Here is a 19,530-nt window from a genome sequence, read left to right as displayed (position 1 = left end):
AATGGTTCATACTGCTCTACTGATTATCGATATGCAAAAAGCATTTGATAACCCTATCTGGGGAGAACGGAACAACCCTCAAGCTGAACATCAAGCACTGAGGGTACTGGCATACTTTCGTAAACACGCTCTTCCAGTCTTACATGTTCAACACATATCTGACAATCCCCAGTCGCAATTTCATAACAAACAAAATCAGGTGTTTAAAAGTGGATTTGAGCCAGTTACTGCAGAACCTGTCTTTCAAAAAACGCTTAATAGCGCCTTCATTGGAACAAATCTTGAAACATATTTACGAAAAAATCAGATTTGTCATTTAGTCGTTGTTGGTTTGACCCTGCCTCATTGTGTATCTACTACGACACGAATGGCAGCAAATCTTGGTTTTGAAGTCACTTTACTAGCAGATGCTACTGCCAGTTTTACCCTATCTAACAAAAACGGTCAGGCCATCTCTCCTGAGACTATCCATGAGATTAATCTCCTTTCTCTACAAGATGAGTTTGCTCAAATTCTTACTACAGAAGAATTTTTAACCCAAGTATAAGTATAAAAGAATCCGTCAACCCTTATTAAGCTGACGGATTTTGAATGCAGTAATGTAGTGAACCCAGACACAAATAGGTAAATTTGGACCTTAGAACCGATGATTAACAATTATGCATAAAGGTCTATAGATTCAGTCAGAACTAACTCTACTAGTCTACCCCCTTTAGAGCACTAATCATGTCAATCTTTCTCATACGAAGACTAATAAAATAAGCAGTCCCTAAAGATGTAAACCAGACCAATAACGTAGCAGAAGCAAGGACATACATACTGACATAAGCGGTATACTCAATTCGAATCGTCGAAAATGTTGCTACATATTCTTTCAAAAACCATATGCCTAAAGGAATTCCTACTAGCCACCCAATAAAGGTAGTTAGTATAGCCTCAAAAAGAGTTAGCTTCTGTAGATATTGATTAGAAAATCCTAATACTTGCAATGTAGCATAGTCTCTCATTCTCTCTACAAAGTTTAAAGAACCTAGATTATAGAGAACAATAATAACAAGTAATAAAGCAAAGCCAATAATCATTAGAAATACACTCATTAAACTAGCTACAAAATCATAGGCATTTTTTTCTTGGCTCCCTTTTTCAATGACAGATAGAACACCTTTGTCTTGCTTAATAGTATCTTCGTCCACCTCCGATCCAACTAATAAAGTATGTGGAGTAAAATCTCCCCCTGCTTTTTCAAAGACTCTAGCATGAAGATAAGCCCCTTGATTGGTTTCACTTGTGACAATCCCTTTTACTTCAAACTTGTAAGTATGACCATCTTGATAAGGAGTTACAGTTAAAAAATCTCCGACTTTAATACCTGCCAAACGGGCAAATGATCTAGTTACATACAAACCATCATCTTTCAAAGATTCAGCACTCTCTGTTTTTGCTTGTATCATATCTCCATCATCAAATATAATCAATAAACGGTTGTATCCATCATCTGGACTAAAATGTGCTTGTGAAATTTGTACACCTTGCCCACCATATTTAGACTTAGAAGTAGGATAATCCGCTACGGTCAGTCGTTTTGAATAAGAAAAATCTTCATTATATGCCTTATCAACAAGATGATTCATGGACACAGGCATACCAATTCCAGCAATCAGTAACATCATACTTCCTGCAACTCCCACGATTCCCATCAAAACTCGAATACGATTAAACGAGGCATCCCGAATTGCCCATCTTGAAGGATAAGAAATTCGTTGCCAGATAGAGGAAAATCTTTCCACAAAGACAGATTTAGCAACTTTTTCTTTACCTCTTAAAAATATTGCTGGTAAACCTCTAGCTGACTCTCTAGAAGCTAAATAGGCAGCTAAAACACAAATAATAATGACCACAATACCAACGACTATTGATGAAGATGAATAAGAGATTTGCCAATTTGGAAGTGTAAACATTGACTTTTGAGTTTCTAGTACAAACCATGACATCAAGGGAGAAATAGCAAAGCCTGCGAAACTTCCTAATAAACTTACTACTAAGCCAAATAAAATATAATGTAAACTGATAGCCTGATTTGAAAAGCCTAAAGCTTTTAATACAGCAATCTCTTTTGTTTGACCATCAATCAAACGCTGAATGGTTGTAAACATAGCCAAAATAGCTAACAAAATAAAGATAAAAGAAAATAGGTAAGATAAGTTTCTAATTTGCCCCACTCGATCAGTAGCTTCTGATATTTCAGTTAAACTTTTTTGATCTTGATAAGAAACTAAATCGCTCCCTAAAATAGACTCTAAATCTCCTCGCAAATCTACCTTAGAACCATAAATTTCTAAGGCATTATCTGACGATAAACCCAGAATTCCTTTTGCAATTTCATTATCGGCAATATAACCGTAGGCATCATTGTCAGGATTTGGAGCGATATATTCCATGCTACCTGTAAAATAAATCTTATCTGTCGCCTGAACAAATCCTACAATTTCTAAATCTATCTGTTTCCCCCTTGATGAAATAGAAATTGAATCTCCAATCTGTAAATGATTCTTCTTCGCATAATTCCCATCAACCCAAATCGAATTTTGTTTTCCCTCAGAAAAAGGACTTCCTTCTGTTACTGTAACCAGTTGATTATCTGTAATCGTTTCAAGATTGATTCGTCCGTCAGTCTTGTCTAAACGAACAATATTAGCAAAGCCTTTCTTTTTACTGACAACTTTTTCAACAGAAGATAAGAGTTCAACCTGCTTAATTTTTGATTCATCAATTTGTCTCGCTTGAACCCAAACAACAGGAAGTTCAGATTGTTTCAAATAACTCTCTAGACTCTTTTCAAGTCCATGCCAAGCTCCTTGTAGCCCTACAAAGATTAATACACTTAATAGAGACATCAGAAAAACAGAGAAAAATTGTTGCCAATTTTGCCGAAGATCTCTTAATAATTTTATATGAAGATACCTCATCCCAGCACCTCTTCATTATTCTCTATTTTTTCAATACTTCCATCTTTCAAATATATAACTCGATCTGCAAATTTAGCAAACTCTCTATTATGTGTAACCATTACAACTGCAGCATTCCCATTTCTAGAAACTTCCTTCAATAAAGTTAAAATACTATCACCTGTCTTTGAATCTAACGCTCCTGTAGGTTCATCACACAATAATAGACTAGGCTCTTTAGCCAATGCCCGTGCAATTGATACACGTTGCATTTCACCTCCAGAAAGTTGATTAGGAAAATTATTTTTTCTATGAAGTAAACCAACTTGATCTAAATACATATCAATTTCTTTATTGTTTTTCACTAAATTGGCTGCAATACCTATATTCTCCTTGGCCGTTAAACTTGGAACTAAGTTATAAAATTGAAAAACAAAACCAATCTTATCTTTTCGATAAGCAGATAATTCCTTATCCGTAAACTTTGTTACTAGTTCCTCATCAAATATAAAGGTTCCTGATGTCGCACGATCCATCCCACCAAGTAAATTTAGTAACGTACTTTTCCCTGAACCTGATGGACCTAAAATAACTGTAAATTTTCCTTTCTCAATAGAAAAACTAACTTGATCTAAAGCACGAACTTCTTGCTCCCCCACCTTATAAATCTTACTAATATTTTGAAACTGAATCATACATACTCCTAATATCTTGTCATAAATTTTATTTTTTCCTTTAATGTAGGCTCTTCATACTGCTCTATAATACGTTTAGATACTGCTTCCCTGTTTTCTCGTATAACCTTTTCAGCTAAGGAAATAGCCTCATCTACTGGAACAACTATTGGCAACTCATAATGTTGAATAATCTGATTTAACCGTTCTTTCTGACTACCTTTGACACAATAAGGTGTCAGACCCAAATTCCTATAAGCTTCATATAATTCCTCATCTGATAAATTTCGATACTCCTCAGATACTGGTCTATGCCCATCTGGATCCATTGCAAACTCTACTGGTAAATGAACAACATCTGTATACCACAATTTCGCATGATTCTTAGAGACAACCCCATAGGCAGTCAAATATTTTTTGAAAAATGTTCGACCAGGAATACCTAAAATAGATTTCATCAATCGATGAATGAATGCTGATCCTGGGTTAATTCCTACCCTCATTCGAACAGTTCCGTAAATCCATTCATTCAATACTGACCCATCTGACAGAAAACTTCCATGTTCCTTGTATAAAATTCCTTCTGTACGAATTCTCTCCTCAAAACGCTTTAGTCCTAGTGCCATCAATTCAGTTGATGACATATCCTGAAATCTTCTACCAGGATATAAATCTGTCAAAATTTCCCTCGCAGACAAAGCGTCGATTAAGGGAAGTCCCGTTGCAATCGAAAGAGCTGTAGCAGTTGTTGTCTTACCTGTAGAATAAGTGCCTGATATGACTAACCTTAATTCTCTATTTCCCATCACTGTCCCCCTCCATCAGGTAATTTTTGAGCTATTTTACTTTTAAAGACTACCTTATGATCTATATCATATCCGGACATTTCGTAGACTTTCCAATGCTCTTCTCTAATTTTTAATAATCTATTTTTTGAAACACTACCACTAAGCTCTACTACTCCGTTCAAAATTGGTGAATTCAAGTCTGCACTCACTTGCTTCATCCACATGGTATTGCTCTCTTCTCGAGATATCTCTTCTATATGGTAGGCTAACATCTCTGCCATTTGAGAAAAAATAATCAGAAGTTCTAACAAACTATAATAATTCTTTTCTAGACTACCTACACCACTATATTCAATATCTTTGATCAGTACTTGCTCTGCCTTACAAGATATACTATTATCTGAAAACTCAACATCGTATATATCATGTTGTCTATCTCTCAAATGAGTTGATAAAAAATCTCTACCTTGTTCTCCTATAGTAACTACATTTTCCTTATATTCTAATAATTGATAGCCTAAACAAACTTTCATATCCATTACCAAACAATCAAATTCAATCACTTGGTTCGTCATTTTGAAATTTTGTAATTCTAATTTTAAATTTACTAATTCTTCTATAGCTTTTATTCCTGACTTTATCTCAAAATGGCTTAACCTATACTGATTTAAGCTAACTCCCATTCTTTTCAGTATTTCACTTCCAAATAAATGAGCTAATACTATTCCATCTAATGTACTCAGATGCTGCTGTATGATTTCAGATTGTTTACTAGACCACAAACCTTCTTGATGAAGAGACCCAACCCCTTCTAAAATATTTTTCAACTTAACTTCATAAGTCGTCCTCTTATGTCCTCTACCAAAATAGCGATTTCTATTATCTCCAAGTAAATAATCTACTGTTAGCATATCCTTCTCCAATCTATTAAACTGACTCTATCTTAAACAAAAAAAGACAAGAAAGAATCCGTAATTTACGAAAACCTTCTTGCCTTTTTAGGATAAATTATAAAGATACGAGATTTAATCGAATAGCCTCACGTACAGCTCCAACTCTACTCGTCACTCCCAACTTTGAACAAATATTTGAAACATGGGTATCCACTGTTCTCCTGCTAACAAATAAACTATTTGCTATCTTTTCATTAGAATATTCTTTTACAATAAGTTCCAATACACTTAACTCCGTATCTGTTAATAGATTATTTTCTTGCTTTTCTAACAAACCATCTGGGATAACATGATTGCCCTTATAAACAGCATAAATTGCACTTTTAACATCCAAGTAAGAACTTTCTTTGGGTAAAAAAGCTTGAATCCCAAAATCCATCGCTCTCTTATGTAACAAAGTGTCATAAAATCCTGATAAAAGAACTATCTTGGGAACTGTATTCAGAAATCTATTTATTTGACTAATAACATCAAATGCCGTTACTCCTTTCAGCATAAAATCCATAACTAGCACATCTACCTTTTCATGCTTGAGACAAAGAAGTAAATCTGCTACTTTTGTATAGGAACCAACAATTTTAAAATCATCTTCCTTTAAAAAATAGTTCTCCAATCCTTGTAATACTAAACTGTGATCATCAATCAAAACCAAACGAATCATTTTTCTTCCCTTCTATAGGTATTCGTATCTTCACACTTGTAGGTTCTATATTTATCTGAACAGTTCCCCCCAATAAATGAACCTTCTTTACAATTCTATTTAAACCAAAATGATGTTCATTAGACTGATAGTTTCCCTTAAAAATACCATCATCTATAACTTCAATTGATAAAATCTTTTCTTTTGTAGATAAATCTACAGTAATTTCTCTAGCATTCCCATGAAGAATACTATTATTTACTAGTTCTTTAACTGTCCTTAATACAAACGTGCCCACTTTATCATTAACTTTTTCTTCATCTATTGAAAAAGTTGTCATAATCGAAACAGTTTCCATCTTCATGAATTGGTTTAATATGCTAGTAATAGATTCTTTCAGCCCTAATTCATGCACCATTAAAGGATAGATATTGGAACATAAATCTCTTAATTCAAAGACAATATCATCCAACATCTCTAATAAAGCTACCCTATTAATTTGTTCACTAATTTCTAACTGCTTTTTATAATAAATAACCTTCTGAATTGTAGTATCATGTATAAACGTTGCAATTTCTTCCCTCTCCAATTCACTAGCTACAAAAGTATGAAAACTACTAAAGATTCCCTCCATTTTATGGCTAATCAACATCATTTTCCTTATTTCAGGTAACAAAGCTAGCGAAAAGAGAAAAGTGTAAAGAACGAAAAAAATTGGAGAAAATTCTCTTAATAACAGACTAAAAAGAATAATTATACTAGTGAAAAAAACGGCAAATATCAAGTTATATATGAATGGATTCCACTTCCAAGCAACATATATCAGTCGCTCTAGTATCAAGTTATTTACAATAGAGAACAAAATAAGCAACAATAAAGGAATACTATAAATAAACGAAACTTCCTTACCAATCGGAAAAATATATCCAAAAAATAAAGGAAATAAAGCCAGAACTGCTAAAAATAAGGTATGAATTGGCAACATTTCTCTTATCTGAGAGTAATTTATAAGCATCTTTAACAGTAGGATAACTAAAAAGAAAAATACTAAATAAAATACCCCCCTAGAAAAAAAGATGGTCAAAAAATCAATGGGCTGTATAAGATTATAAACAAACAAAAGTTGAGTGATGAGTGAATAGCCCAGTATAATACGAGAAAAGTTAGAAATTGTTGAACCTTTTATCTTTAAGACTAACACTCTAATGAAGATATCCATGAATAATGGAAATAAAGTCAAGTATGAAATTAATAGACTACGACCAAATACATCTCCTATACTTGATGGAATAATCGATAATAACATCAGACTAGTATAAATAATAAAATAAAAATATCGTTTCCCAGTTTTTCCTCTACTTCTGCCTTTTATGTATAAGCAAAATAACAGTAGAATCAGAAAAGCAATGATTGATAAAACAAGAAAGATAATTTGGCTTGTTCTTTCAGATTCTACTATTAAAATCTTTGAGATTCCTTGATTTAACACTGTCACAGAATGAAGAGGCTCAACAATTAAAAATCGTGATAACAAGAAATCACTATCTGGACTCTGACCGTCTATTTGTATAATTGATGACCCTATTATCTCTTGATGATTCGCAAAGCTTCCCAGATCATGGACTTGTCTAACTATCCACTCATTATCATGTTTATCTACGGTGATTCCACTGTACGTTCGGTTAAATATTGAAAACGAAAAATAAAAAAAGAAAATAAATAACAAAACAAAAGAAAATCGAAACATTTTTGACTTCATTATTTGTAACACTCCATATTTCACTTGATATTGATGTTTATTCTACCATTTTTTCATTCAATAAGATAGGTTTTATAGTTAAATTCATTCTTTTTTCTTTCGAGATATAACTAATACAATCTTCTGCCAGGAGAAATCCTACCTGATTTGACCTTTGAGGACAAGATGAAAATCGCCTACGAACACTTGAAACGCTTGATTAACCTCAAAGGGGAAAACGTCGCAGTTCGTGAATTCCGTGGCCTCGCTCCTCACTACCTCCGTGGAACATCTGGCGCTGCCAAACTCCGTGGAGCCATTTCACAAGCTAGCACCCTAGCAGAGATTGAAGCCCTCTTGCAATTGGAGAAAGCTTAATAGACAAAAACCCGTAACTATCTTAAAGGTTACGGGTTTTTGATTGTAAAAATTCAAATACTGAGAGCTATTATTGATTCAAAGCAACACTAGAAACCTTACCATCCGCTCCTGTTGTAATTTGGATGACTTTTCCTCCACCAATTTTGGCATTATACTTACCATCATCAAGAGTATAAGAATAGCCTTTGATAGAGTAATTTTCTTTCTTTCCATCAGAAGATTCTACTGTAAATTGACCTCCTGATGAAACTGTGATAGTTTCGCCATTTGCTCCCTTCCAATTGCCCGCTGCAGCTGAGAAATCACCATCTACCATGGTTAAAACACCCTTGTAGCGTTTATTTTGCTCTGCTTGCCTGTCTTGAAGTTTGCGGTCAGTTGTAGGATCATAGCTTGATTGGTTAGACTGGGCTTGAGGAGCTTGTTGAGTTGAAGGAGTCTGAGCAGGAGTTTGTTGACTAGCTGCCTGTTGATTAGCCACTTCTTGACCTTGTCTTTGCTCTGGTGCAGGTGCCGCTTGTGATGGCGTTGCAGTTGCTGAAGATTGATCAGTAGATGCCTTGGCCTTTTCAGATGAAGCTGAACTTGAGGACTTCTGAGTCTTGCTTTCTTTGCTAGCAGAAGCTGCTTTAGAGCTTGATGATTGGCTTGTCTTAGCAGAACTGCTTGCTTGAGTTGTTTCTTTTTTATTTCCACAAGCTCCCAGTAGCAAGGTAGAAGCCAATACAGTCGCTGCCATCAATTTGATATAGGTTTTCTTTTTCATTTTTCTACTCCTTTGTAATATTTTAGAAATATAAAGAAATCTTTTTGTAATATAATTGTAACATTGGGAATTAAATATGTCAACAATTTATCTAAACTATTTTAAAAATCTCACATAATTTAGATACATTTACTCCTCCTACTCTTCTATTCGTAATAAAATAGAAAAGCAGGAGATTTTCCTATTAAAAATTTGAATTTGTTTTTGTGTAATCGCTTGCATCTTTAACTACAAAGGAATATAATAACATTGAAATAGAATATAGGAGGTGCACTCTTATGCTAAATAAGTATTACAAGTATCTGCCTTGGGTGATTTTAGATGCTTTCGCTTCTTACGGGGGAGCTACTCATTACGCTCAAACAACATTTGATTTGTTCTTCTTAACTATCGTTTTTATGATTGCCTACGTAGCTTTATTGTATTTACACGAAACCTATTTAAAATATAAATACAAAGATTTATTCATTCGCATCATGAGCAATTCTAAGAAAAAGAGCCATCCCTAAAAACAGTCGCAACAGCAAATCAAACTAATAAAGGCAAATAAAGAGATCGGGAACTTTTCCCGACCTCGTTTTTTATTTCAATCGATAGGTTTTTCTTGGTTTCTTTTTAGGCACTCGTTTGAGTCCAACTTCTTCTACATATTCTCCGTATTTTACGAGAAAGTTATTGCTGACGATTGGACGACCGGGATTGATAAGATTGACCAGTTCAGTTCCTTCGTAGACAGTGAACTCCTCCTCCAGCAGATAAAGGAAGGTCGGATTCCAGTCGAGACGGCCTTGGATTCGTTTGATGGATTCTTGGATAATGGCATAATGATCAAAAGCGAAGGCTTGCTCCTCCAACTCTACTCCCTCTAGGTAGCATTTTCCTGTCTGAAAATCGACATCTACGAAAACGACATCCTTGGCATCGTCTCCTGCTTGAACAAGTTCTAATGCACGACTAGGCAAATAAACCAAGTGAGCAATGGTCACTGTCCAGCCCCGGGGGTCACGGCCGGGGGTCGATACGGTCATCAATTGCTCGATTTTTTCCAAAGGAAGATCGAGATTGACTTCTTCTCTCACCTCACGCTGACAGGCATGCGCAGCATCTTCGCCCTTGTCCATAAAGCCTCCAACTAAGGCCAAACAGTTTTGATAAGGGTGAGCCTTGCGACGAATTAATAAAAGCTTGATTTTTCCTTCAACAAAGCAGTAGGCTACCATATCCACCGTCACACTTGGTTTTTCGTATTGAGGAAGTTCCTGCTTGTAGTACCAATCCAAAAACTCCTCCTGACTTGCATGGATTTCAAAATATTCTCTCTCTGTCATCCCTGCTGGAATCATCGTGTCCGCCATTTTATGCCTCCTTACGAACTGCCTTGGTCCATTGGTACCAACCTACTAGACTATTGAGAGTGTAAACCCAGTACATCCCTTGGATATGGATATTTTCACCCCACCAGAGATAGATACTAAAGAGATTGGTTGCAATCCAGAAAATCCATTGCTCACGGTAAAGACGTGTCATCAAGAGCTGACCAACACCATTGGTCGCATCGGTAACACTATCACGGAAAGGGCGAGCACTATGGATACTTTGGTAAGCCAAGCCCATACCAATCCAAATGATAGCAGTCAAGGCTAAGTACTTGAGCCAGTCAAAAACAGATAATTTCTTAGCTTCAAAATGAGATTCTTCTGCTTTTCCTTGGTCATTGATACGGTTGGACAGCCAAGCATAGAGACCAATCGGCTGCATGACAAAGAAGTAAACAGTTGTCAAGACTTCGCCATAAAAAGTCGCATTCATAGCCAAAATCAAATAGATAGCTGAGTTAATAGCCCCAAAGAGATAATTACTTGCACGCCCTTCTGCTACCAAGATAACACAGACAATCCCAGTCCAAGATGCAAACAAGCTCATCCAGTCATGACTTTCTGTATTTTGCGTGAATTCCAAGATCAAGGGAACACTCGACAAGGCGATGAGATACAACCACTGGAAGAGGCTACGGCCGACAAAGAGATCTTTCCAGAGCAGGTTCATGATTCCTGCAAAACCGATCTTGCGGGCTTCCGCATGGACATTTTTAAAGTTTTCGATAAATTGTGTGATTTTTTCAGTTAATTTTTTCATAATTTTCTCCTAATCTGCTTGGTAAATGGCATCAATAGCCACTTTTGCTGCTTCATAATTTCCTAGATAATCCTCTGCTAGATAAACTAGTGGAATGTTTGCTAAGTAGCGCTCCCTCATCTGATCCAAATGTTGTGAAAAACTATGACGAATATGGTCTTCCGCCATGGTCATATCTCTAAATCCGTCATTGACATAGGAACCGACAGGTTGCACAAAGAGAATCAAGTCCCATTTCTCCTTAGCCAAGATCGAGGCAAAGAGATTATCAAAAGTCTCTCCTGATAAATCCCCTTGGTCCTCAGTCTCCATATAATAATCATAATAGCCCTTGGTTACTAAAGAGTTGGTGTCTGCTATCACCAGTCCCCTATTGGCATTGCTATCGATTAACTTAGAGGTCTGGTCATACTGGCCCAACAGGAGATAATAGTAATCTTTTGGAGTCAATTCATCATCGCGGACATTGTTTTTGATCTGGTACTCACGTGCGTATTCCAAGCTGACAGGTGCATCGTAATACCTTGCCAAATCCTTGGCTAGAGTGGTCTTCCCATTGCTAGCACTTCCCATAATCAACACTTTCTTGGTAAACTGACGACGGAAGGGTTGAGCAATATATTTCCAATATTTGCTTGGATTTTCTCGAATCATAGTCGCTGAGATACCAAATTTTCTTTCTTGCAAAACAGTCTCAAAGCCACGATTTGATAATTCTTGCTGGTAGTCTGCTTCTCCCACAAAGAAAATTAGTTCTTGCTGGGTTTCATCATAGGAAATCTCCGCTAACATTTGGTCCAACCACTCCTGCCAGCCCATAGGGTAACGAGGAAGATTGGTTTCATCTAACTTGCAGACAGAGGTCAACTCGTCATCACCAAAGGCCTCTCGGATATAGCGGAATCTTTTTTGAAGCGTTAAGCCTACCTGTTCCCCTCTGTCTCCCTCATAGCCTGAAACGACAACCCAGACCTGGTCACACTGTCGCTTCGCACGCTGGATCAGATCAATATGACCTTGATGAAGCGGAGCAAAGGTTCCAAATACCACTGCTGTTTTCTTTTTCATAAACCTATAGCCTTTTTATATTTTTTGATATTTTTATTATCTATGTTTTTATTGTAAACTATATTTTTGTTTTGTAAATAGTTTTTTATTGTTTTTTATAAAAAAGTAGCAAAAAAGAGAATCAAGATTGCTCCTGATTCTCCATTTTTATACAATATCAAATTTTAACTGGCCTGCTTTGACACCAATCTTAAGTGTGCTGCCTGCCACCAAATCTCCCTTGAGAAGAAGTTCTGCCAACTTGTCTTCCACTTCTGTTTGTAGGGTTCTGCGAAGTGGACGAGCTCCCATCTCTGGGTCATATCCTTGATTTGCTAACAATTTCAGAGCTGAAGCTTGTAATTTCAAGTCAATGCCTTTTTCAGCCAAACTTGCCACTAAAGGTTTGACCATAATCTTCACCACTTCCTGCATATGATCACTAGACAGGCTATGAAAGACTACCTTTTCATCAATACGGTTGATAAACTCAGGTCTATAAGCCTTTTTCAGCTCTTCAAACATGCGTTTTTCCATATTTTCCTGGTCAAAACGAATGTCCTTAGCTCCAAAACCGACGGTCTTGTCATCCCGAAGGGCTGTCGCACCAAGATTTGACGTCATGATGATAATGGTATTTGAAAAGTCGACCTTGCGTCCCTTACTATCAGTCAGGACACCATCATCCAAAACCTGCAAGAGAACATTAAAGATGTCTGGATGGGCCTTCTCTACCTCGTCAAAGAGGAGAACGGAATAGGGTTTGTTGCGAACCTTCTCAGTTAACTCCCCACCTTCTTCATAGCCCACATAGCCTGGAGGAGCTCCGTTGAGACGGCTGGCTGCGAATTTCTCCATATACTCACTCATATCAAAGCGGATAAGGGCTGATTCGTCGTCAAAGAGAACTTCTGCCAGAGCTTTGGCCAATTCGGTCTTACCGACACCTGTCGGTCCTAGGAACATAAAGGAACCAATCGGACGCTTGTGACTGCGAATCCCTGACTGGTTGCGGCGAATGGCACGGCTAATGCTTGAAACAGCTTGATTTTGCCCGATGACACGTTTATGCAATTCAGCTTCCAGGTTCAGGTATTTCTTAGCGTCAGTCTGAGTCAGTTTTTGGACTGGGATACCTGACAAGCGACTCAAGGTGGTCAAAATATCAGACTCTGTCACCAAGTCTTTATAGACAGGCACTTCCTCTTCTTTTGCGATTAGCTGAGCTGCCTGTTTCCACTTGCCATCCATCAAGGCCTTGTCAGCTGGACTCAAGTCAGAATCGTCTGCTTTTACATGCTTTGATTTATTTTGCACTGTTGCCGCTGCTTCATCCAAGAGATCGATAGCAGAGTCTGGCAAGTGACGACTAGTTAAGTAACGATGGGCCATCTTAACGGCTGTTTCAACCGCTTCATCTGTGATTTGCACACGGTGATGTTTCTCATAAGTCGTCTTCAAACCTTGCAAAATGGTCATGCTATCTGCTACACTTGGCTCTTCAATCGTCACTTTAGCGAAACGACGAGAAAGGGCTGCATCTTTTTCGATATGTTTTTGGTATTCTTCCTGAGTGGTGGCACCAACTGTTCTCAAAGTTCCACGCGCCAAGGCTGGCTTCAAGATATTAGCCGCATCCAGAGTCGAATCAATCCCGCTCCCAGAACCCATGATAGTATGAAGTTCATCGATAAAGAGGATGACTTGACCATCTTCTTCAATATCCTTGATGATATTGTTCATGCGCTCTTCAAAGTCACCACGGAAACGTGTCCCTGCAACGACATTCATCAAATCAAGCTCTAACACGCGCATCTTAGCCATTTCCGTAGGCACATCCCCACTAGCAATACGCTGGGCAAGACCAAGCGCCAGAGCAGTTTTCCCAACACCAGCATCCCCAACCAAGACAGGATTATTCTTGGTCTTTCGACTCAAGATTTGAATCATACGCGAGATTTCCTTGTCCCGACCGATGACTGGCTCCAACTTGCCAGAACGCGCTTGCTCTGTCAAATCATGCGTATAGTCCTCGAGTCCACCACTCGGAATCTGGGGCATACCCATCATATTAGCCATAGAATTTTGCTTGTCAGCTACTGTACGATGGCGTTGGCGTAGAGCCTTGAGGTCTTCACGAGTCCAGCCTGCACGTTCTTCTAGATTTCGACGTAGGGCAGCAATCTTGACCTGATCTTTCTTGTCTTCATAAGAAAAACCAGCCCTCTCCAAGATACGAGTCGCCAAGGCATTGCCATCATGCAAAATCGCATAGAGGACATGCTCTGTCCCTAGCACCTTAGCATGGACCACTGACGCTACATACTCTGCTTCGTCAAAAAGAACCTGCAAACGATGGGAGAACGGCAATTCCGTAAAGGTTTCATCCTGGCTATAGTCTGTTTCAGTCAGTTCCAAAGCGACCTCTTCTAAACGGTCCATCTCATATGGATAATCATTTAAAGTCGCCCCTGCCACACTATAACTGTGATTGGACATGGCAATCAACAAGTGCCAAGACTCTAGGTAACGAGCTCCAAAATGGCCAGCAACCATGTAGGCACTTTCGATACATTCATTCAATGCTTTTGAATAGTTCATCTTACTTCCCTTTTCTATCTACCTCTTGTATGACCTGTCGTAGCATATTAGCACGAACAACTGGAGCTTCTTCTCCTAGAACGCGATCCAAAGCTACTGATACTAGCAAATTCATCTCCTGCTTGGTCATCAATTCCTGCTCAACCAAAAGCTGCAGAATATCTTCATAAATTTCTTGACTGACCCGCTCACCAATCGAGTAAAGCAGTTCTCGGAGCATTTCATGATGACTAGAAAACTCAATCCGTCCTATACGAATGTAGCCTCCGCCACCACGCTTACTTTCAACCAAGTAGCCTCTACTTTCCGTAAAGCGTGTCTTGATCACGTAGTTAATCTGACTAGGAACAACCTGAAAAGTATCTGCCAACTGACTTCGTTGCAACTCCACAATTCCAGATTGATCTAAAATCGCCTTGATGTAGGCCTCAATATGATCCGATGTATTTTTAAATCTCATTACAAACCCACCTCTCTCTTTAAACCTTGACTATCTTTGACTATTATACCGAAATTTTCTCATTTTTAAAAGAAAAAGGGCGCTGGTAAAGGATAATCTTCACCAACTCCCTATTTTTCTACTTATTCTAAGCCTAATTCTGCTAAGATTTGACGTTTGTAGGCAATCTTTTGGACTTCCTTGTCCTCATCTTCAGACCAATCTAGATCAATTTCTGAAACAATCTGACCAGGGCGATTTTTCAAGATATAGATGCGGTCGCTGAGATTGAGGGCCTCCTCGATACTATGCGTGATAATCAGGGTCGTCAATTGCAACTGCTTGTGAATTTCAAGGTACCAAGCGTGGAGTTCCATCTTGGTCATCTCATCCAAGGCACTAAAGGCTTCATCTAAGAGAAAGAGCTTGTGCCCGAAAAGGTAAGTTCGAAGCAAGGCTACACGCTGACGCATCCCACCGCTGAGTTCATGGGGATACTTGTCCCGTACCGCTGTCAACTGGAAGGTCGCAAGAATGTCATCCGCGCGAGCAATAGCTTCCGCCTTATCCACTTTTTGAATCAAGAGGGGCAGGATGATATTTCCAAGCACCGTCTTGTGTTCCAAGAGCAAATCCTTTTGCAACATATAACTCACGCGTCCCTTAGGATTTTCCTCGCCATCAAGAACAATTCTCCCTGACTGAACTTCTAAAATCCCAGCGATTAGATTAAAGAGGGTGGTCTTTCCAACACCACTTGGGCCTAGGATGGAAACCACTTCACCTGAAGTGACTTTCAGATTGATGTCCTCTAAAATCCTCTCCTGACCATAGGCATAACTGACGTGTTCTAGTCTTATTTCTGTCATTATTTCACAAATTCGTTGGTAAAGCCTTTGTCTGTCAAGTCTTCTTTAAGGATACCATTTTCTTTATCCCATTTGTAGAAGGCGTTCCAGCGAGCTGCATCAAATTGACCCCATTTTTCCTTGTCGCTTGCGTATTCTTTTGACAAGTATTTTTGAGATTCGATGACAAAGTCACGTTTTTCCTTGAGTTCAGGTGCATTCTTGATGAGAATATCAGCTGCTTCTTCCGGATGCTCCATAGCATATTGGTAGCCTTTTTTGATAGCTTGGATGACTTTACGAGCTTCTTCTTTGTTATCTTTCAAATAGTCGTTGTTTGCGATGATGACTGGTGAGTAGTAGTCAAATTCTTTAACGTAGTCTTTCAAATACATGAAGTTAGCCTCTACACCTTGAGATTTAGCAAGAATTCCATCCCAACCGTAGTAGATCCAAGCAGTATCAAAAACGCCATTGGCAATCGGTGTGATTGAGTTTGAGTCGTTGTTTGGTACTTTTTCAACTTTTTCAAAGTCTCCACCTTGAGATTCTACTAAGGTTTTCAACATAGCAAGTTCAGTTGGGTCATTCCAAGTTCCGTATTTCTTACCAACCAAGTCCTTTGGACTAGCTACATTGTCAGATTTACGAGAAATGATTCCTGATGTATTGTGTTCTACGATAGCTGCAACAGCAGTAATTCCTGCCCCTTTTTCCAATTTTTTAGCCATGTAGTCTTGGAAATACACTGCAAATGGTGCCTTACCATTGATAACCAAGTCAGAAGAACTTTCTTCTGGTGGCAATTTCAAATCAACATCCACTCCAGCTTCTTTGAAATAGCCTTTTTCCTTGGCAACATAAAGCCCTGTGTGGTTGGTATTTGGTGTCCAGTCTAGGATAAAGTCAATTTTCTTGAGTTCTGCCTCTTTGTTATCCTTAGAAGCAGTTCCTTGGCCACAAGCTACAAGCACAACAGCTACAAGAGCTGTCACAAGCGTTAAAAACACTTTCCATGTTTTCTTCATTTTGATTTCCTCTTTTCTTTTTTGAAACATTCTAATTCTACGAACGTTTCCATTTAATCACATATTTCTCGCTGATATCGACCAACTTCATACCAAGAAGACTGATAATCGATACCAGAATAATAATAGCAAACATGGTATCATACTGAAACAGTTTCTTGGACTGAATCATGTAGACACCTAGTCCTTCAAAGCCTCCCAACCACTCAGATACCACTGTTGTGATAAAGGCGTAGGAGACACTGACCCTCAGACCTGCATAAAAGTAAGGCAGGCTGACTGGAATTTTAAAATGCCACAGGATTTGCCAAGGCTTGGCCCGCATCAGACTAAACAAGGTCAGCATATCCTTGTCGCAATGCCTAAAACCGTCCAAAATGCTGACGATGATAGGGAAGGTTGTCGTCAAGATAATCAGGACAATCTTAGGCAAAATGCCATAACCTAGCCACAAGACCAAGATAGGAGCTATGGCAATGGTCGGGATAGTCTGAACAACCACCATCATAGGGTAAATCAGGTCATTGAGCCAAGTTAAACTATCCATAAGTACAGCCATGAGACAGGCAATCAAGACTCCCAAAATCAGTCCCAATAAAGCCACTCTCAAGGTCGCCCAGCTATGGTGCCAGAGAAATTCTCTGTCACGAACAAAGGACTGGAGAATTTCAAGAGGTGTCGGCAGGATAAACTTGGGGAGAAGTTTAAGAAAACCTGCTAACTGCCAGATTGACAAGACTCCCAGAAAGCCCAATAGACTAATGTGTCGTCTCAGTATACTTTTCAAGTTTCTCATCAATACTTAAAATCTCTCCTACATTTATTTTGACATTGGCAAAGACATTATCTGCCTCCTGCCCTGCCACTTCCAGCGCTTCTTTTAGAATGCGCATAAGCTCATCAAACTCCCCTTCCAAGACCGTTTCAAATGGTGTCACCACCATCGTCACTTCTTGAACTTGCAGATAAGCAATGACCTGATCGATAACAGCTATCCGATCAATTCCCTGCGCTAGGGGTAAAACTTGCAAGGCAATGCTTGCTTTCATAAAAACCTCCTCTTCTCGTTTTCCTTTGACAAAAAGAAAAACCTTTGCCATATATGGAAAAGGTCAAGAATAGACTAAGTATCGTTCCCTACGCTGGCATTACCCAGATCAGGTGCGGTCGAAGTTTAACACTTCCTCTCAGACTGTACACAGACTCCCATATATTATATAGATATATGATAGCGCAAAATAAGAAAAATGTCAAGGAAACTGCTTACAGAAAAGAGCAGGAAAAATTTCCTACTCCAATTTTCTATACTCGTTCTCCATCACTGTTTACTCTGTAGCCATCCACCGTCGTATTAACAGCTAAGACACCTGAAGAGTAAGAATAATACCACTTACCAGAAACTTGATACCAGCCTGTTTTCATTGCCCCTGAACTATCCAGATAATACCACGAGCCATTTTCCTTTAACCAGCCTGTCTGCATTTCACCAGATGATTTCAAATAATACCAACTAGAACCATCCTTCAACCAGCCTGTTGATTTAGAGCCATTTGATTTGAAATGATACCAACTACTATTTACTTTCTTCCAACCGACAGTCGATCCATTATTTGAGCTATAATTAGAGCTATTCCCTGATTGGTTCTGATAATTTTGTGAAGAAGTCACTCCCTCTAGCTGGATATAACGACGACTTCCGTTATAAGCTGTATAACTCAACCACTTGTATCCATCTTTTTCGAAAATTTGATCATAATGAACCTTCTCCCCAGGATAATAGTAATCAATCGCAGTTGCGCTAACTAATGGCTGATTTTTGATAGCAGACTTAGACTTGAAATAATGTGTTCCTCCTGTTGAAACTGAGGTTTGACTATTCCAAACACTGCCACCAGCCAAATCTTTAAAATGAATAAATCCTGTCATCGTATTTGCTTTTATAATTCGTTTATTATAGTCTTCTGTATAACCATAGTTATATTCCTCGATCTCAATCTGATCTCCCATTACATTTGACACCCAGGCAACATGCCCATAAGTTCCTGCAGTAGACCAAGCAATAGAGCCAATCGTCGGTGTATTATCTACACGATAGCCTTCACGACGAGCACGATGCCCCCATTCATTCGCATTTCCATAAGCCCTTGGAATCTCAAAACCATTGACATTACTCAAACGAAAGGCTGCAAAAGAAGTACACTGACGAGAATACATGCGCCACTGATCAATCTCCTGGCTCCCATTTTTATAATAAACAGGATAATCATCCCCACGCGCAATCGATCCATTTCCGCCAGAATAGGCATAGACACTATCACCCGCTGCTAGCATCAATCCTACTACTAAAAAAGGAACAACCTTTTTAACCGACTTTCTAAAAGAAAATCCTGTCTCTATTACTTTAAATGATGAACTTTTCATTCTTCCTCCTTGAAATAGTATAGTACTCAATGAAAATCAAAGAGCAAACTAGGAAGCTAGGCGCAGGCTGTACTTGAGTACGGCAAGGCGAAGCTGACGTGGTTTGAATTTGATTTTCGAAGAGT

At 38.5% G+C, this 19,530-nt stretch carries 19 protein-coding genes, 1 pseudogene and 1 riboswitch; of the genes and pseudogenes, 3 read left to right on the top strand and 17 right to left on the bottom strand.

Going from position 1 to position 19,530, the window contains the following annotated elements:
- Position 1: 1 nt before the first annotated feature.
- A complete protein-coding gene (locus HT732_RS07300; protein WP_000233709.1) occupies positions 2 to 547 on the top strand; it encodes a cysteine hydrolase family protein in 546 nt (181 codons plus the stop codon).
- 151 nt (positions 548 to 698) lie between these two features.
- On the opposite strand, the gene HT732_RS07295 is transcribed toward HT732_RS07300, so the two are convergent.
- From HT732_RS07295 to HT732_RS07270, 6 genes are all read right to left on the bottom strand, one after another.
- The gene (locus HT732_RS07295) at positions 699 to 2,966 is read right to left on the bottom strand and encodes an ABC transporter permease (RefSeq protein WP_173254476.1); all 2,268 of its coding nucleotides are present in this window, start codon (positions 2,964 to 2,966) and stop codon (positions 699 to 701) included.
- On the bottom strand, positions 2,963 to 3,640 hold the full coding sequence (locus HT732_RS07290; protein ID WP_000614114.1) for an ABC transporter ATP-binding protein: 678 nt from the start codon (positions 3,638 to 3,640) through the stop codon (positions 2,963 to 2,965). The genes HT732_RS07295 and HT732_RS07290 overlap by 4 nt, the downstream gene beginning before the upstream one ends.
- An 8-nt stretch (positions 3,641 to 3,648) precedes the next feature.
- Positions 3,649 to 4,425: an AAA family ATPase gene (locus HT732_RS07285; protein WP_173254475.1), complete on the bottom strand. Its 777-nt coding sequence runs from the start codon at positions 4,423 to 4,425 to the stop codon at positions 3,649 to 3,651.
- Positions 4,425 to 5,318 carry an AvrD family protein gene (locus tag HT732_RS07280; RefSeq protein WP_173254474.1) on the bottom strand — a complete coding sequence of 298 codons (894 nt, stop codon included), beginning with the start codon at positions 5,316 to 5,318 and terminating at the stop codon, positions 4,425 to 4,427. Before HT732_RS07280 ends, HT732_RS07285 begins: the two co-directional genes overlap by 1 nt.
- A 97-nt stretch (positions 5,319 to 5,415) precedes the next feature.
- Entirely contained in the window at positions 5,416 to 6,021 is a 606-nt protein-coding gene (locus HT732_RS07275) for a response regulator transcription factor (protein WP_173254473.1), read from the bottom strand.
- Positions 5,999 to 7,759, bottom strand: coding sequence for an ATP-binding protein (locus HT732_RS07270; RefSeq protein WP_173254472.1), 1,761 nt, complete (start codon positions 7,757 to 7,759; stop codon positions 5,999 to 6,001). The genes HT732_RS07275 and HT732_RS07270 overlap by 23 nt, the downstream gene beginning before the upstream one ends.
- A gap of 129 nt (positions 7,760 to 7,888) precedes the next feature.
- Between HT732_RS07270 and HT732_RS07265 the strand changes: the two are divergent.
- Positions 7,889 to 8,116 (top strand): annotated as a pseudogene (locus tag HT732_RS07265) (tRNA dihydrouridine synthase DusB); the annotation flags it as partial.
- Between the two features lie 70 nt (positions 8,117 to 8,186).
- On the opposite strand, the gene HT732_RS07260 reads toward HT732_RS07265, so the two are convergent.
- A complete protein-coding gene (locus tag HT732_RS07260; RefSeq protein ID WP_173254471.1) occupies positions 8,187 to 8,885 on the bottom strand; it encodes a hypothetical protein in 699 nt (232 codons plus the stop codon).
- 278 nt (positions 8,886 to 9,163) lie between these two features.
- Here HT732_RS07260 and HT732_RS07255 point away from each other — a divergent pair, with 278 nt between their 5' ends.
- Positions 9,164 to 9,394, top strand: coding sequence for a hypothetical protein (locus HT732_RS07255; RefSeq protein WP_173254470.1), 231 nt, complete (start codon positions 9,164 to 9,166; stop codon positions 9,392 to 9,394).
- Between the two features lie 72 nt (positions 9,395 to 9,466).
- Here the strand turns inward: HT732_RS07255 and HT732_RS07250 are convergent, their stop codons facing one another.
- The 10 genes from HT732_RS07250 to cbpD form a co-directional block, all read right to left on the bottom strand.
- Entirely contained in the window at positions 9,467 to 10,240 is a 774-nt protein-coding gene (locus HT732_RS07250; protein ID WP_173254469.1) for an NUDIX hydrolase, read from the bottom strand.
- Position 10,241: 1 nt separating this feature from the next.
- Positions 10,242 to 11,021, bottom strand: a complete 780-nt coding sequence (gene pnuC / locus HT732_RS07245; protein WP_173254468.1) for a nicotinamide riboside transporter PnuC — start codon at positions 11,019 to 11,021, stop codon at positions 10,242 to 10,244.
- A 9-nt stretch (positions 11,022 to 11,030) separates the two neighbouring features.
- Positions 11,031 to 12,089 (bottom strand): AAA family ATPase, encoded by a 1,059-nt coding sequence (locus HT732_RS07240; RefSeq protein WP_173254467.1) that lies wholly within the window; start codon positions 12,087 to 12,089, stop codon positions 11,031 to 11,033.
- A gap of 147 nt (positions 12,090 to 12,236) precedes the next feature.
- Entirely contained in the window at positions 12,237 to 14,669 is a 2,433-nt protein-coding gene (locus tag HT732_RS07235; RefSeq protein ID WP_173254466.1) for an ATP-dependent Clp protease ATP-binding subunit, read from the bottom strand.
- A gap of 1 nt (position 14,670) precedes the next feature.
- Complete coding sequence (locus tag HT732_RS07230) at positions 14,671 to 15,129, bottom strand: CtsR family transcriptional regulator (RefSeq protein ID WP_001211279.1); 459 nt, start codon at positions 15,127 to 15,129, stop codon at positions 14,671 to 14,673.
- A gap of 122 nt (positions 15,130 to 15,251) precedes the next feature.
- The gene (locus HT732_RS07225; RefSeq protein ID WP_173254465.1) at positions 15,252 to 15,977 is read right to left on the bottom strand and encodes an ABC transporter ATP-binding protein; all 726 of its coding nucleotides are present in this window, start codon (positions 15,975 to 15,977) and stop codon (positions 15,252 to 15,254) included.
- The gene (locus HT732_RS07220) at positions 15,977 to 16,984 is read right to left on the bottom strand and encodes an ABC transporter substrate-binding protein (RefSeq protein ID WP_061864811.1); all 1,008 of its coding nucleotides are present in this window, start codon (positions 16,982 to 16,984) and stop codon (positions 15,977 to 15,979) included. The genes HT732_RS07225 and HT732_RS07220 overlap by 1 nt, the downstream gene beginning before the upstream one ends.
- Before the next feature lie 37 nt (positions 16,985 to 17,021).
- The gene (locus tag HT732_RS07215; protein WP_001245134.1) at positions 17,022 to 17,780 is read right to left on the bottom strand and encodes an ABC transporter permease; all 759 of its coding nucleotides are present in this window, start codon (positions 17,778 to 17,780) and stop codon (positions 17,022 to 17,024) included.
- A complete protein-coding gene (locus tag HT732_RS07210) occupies positions 17,743 to 18,033 on the bottom strand; it encodes a thiamine-binding protein (RefSeq protein ID WP_000647665.1) in 291 nt (96 codons plus the stop codon). Before HT732_RS07210 ends, HT732_RS07215 begins: the two co-directional genes overlap by 38 nt.
- A 68-nt stretch (positions 18,034 to 18,101) precedes the next feature.
- A riboswitch (TPP riboswitch) is annotated at positions 18,102 to 18,204 on the bottom strand.
- Positions 18,205 to 18,286: 82 nt separating this feature from the next.
- Positions 18,287 to 19,405 (bottom strand): choline binding-anchored murein hydrolase CbpD, encoded by a 1,119-nt coding sequence (gene cbpD, locus HT732_RS07205; protein ID WP_173254464.1) that lies wholly within the window; start codon positions 19,403 to 19,405, stop codon positions 18,287 to 18,289.
- Between the last annotated feature and the right edge of the window lie 125 nt (positions 19,406 to 19,530).

The organism is Streptococcus sp. 5346 (assembly GCF_013277455.1).
Lineage (GTDB): Bacteria > Bacillota > Bacilli > Lactobacillales > Streptococcaceae > Streptococcus.
This window is presented reverse-complemented; position numbering and strand designations above follow the sequence as displayed.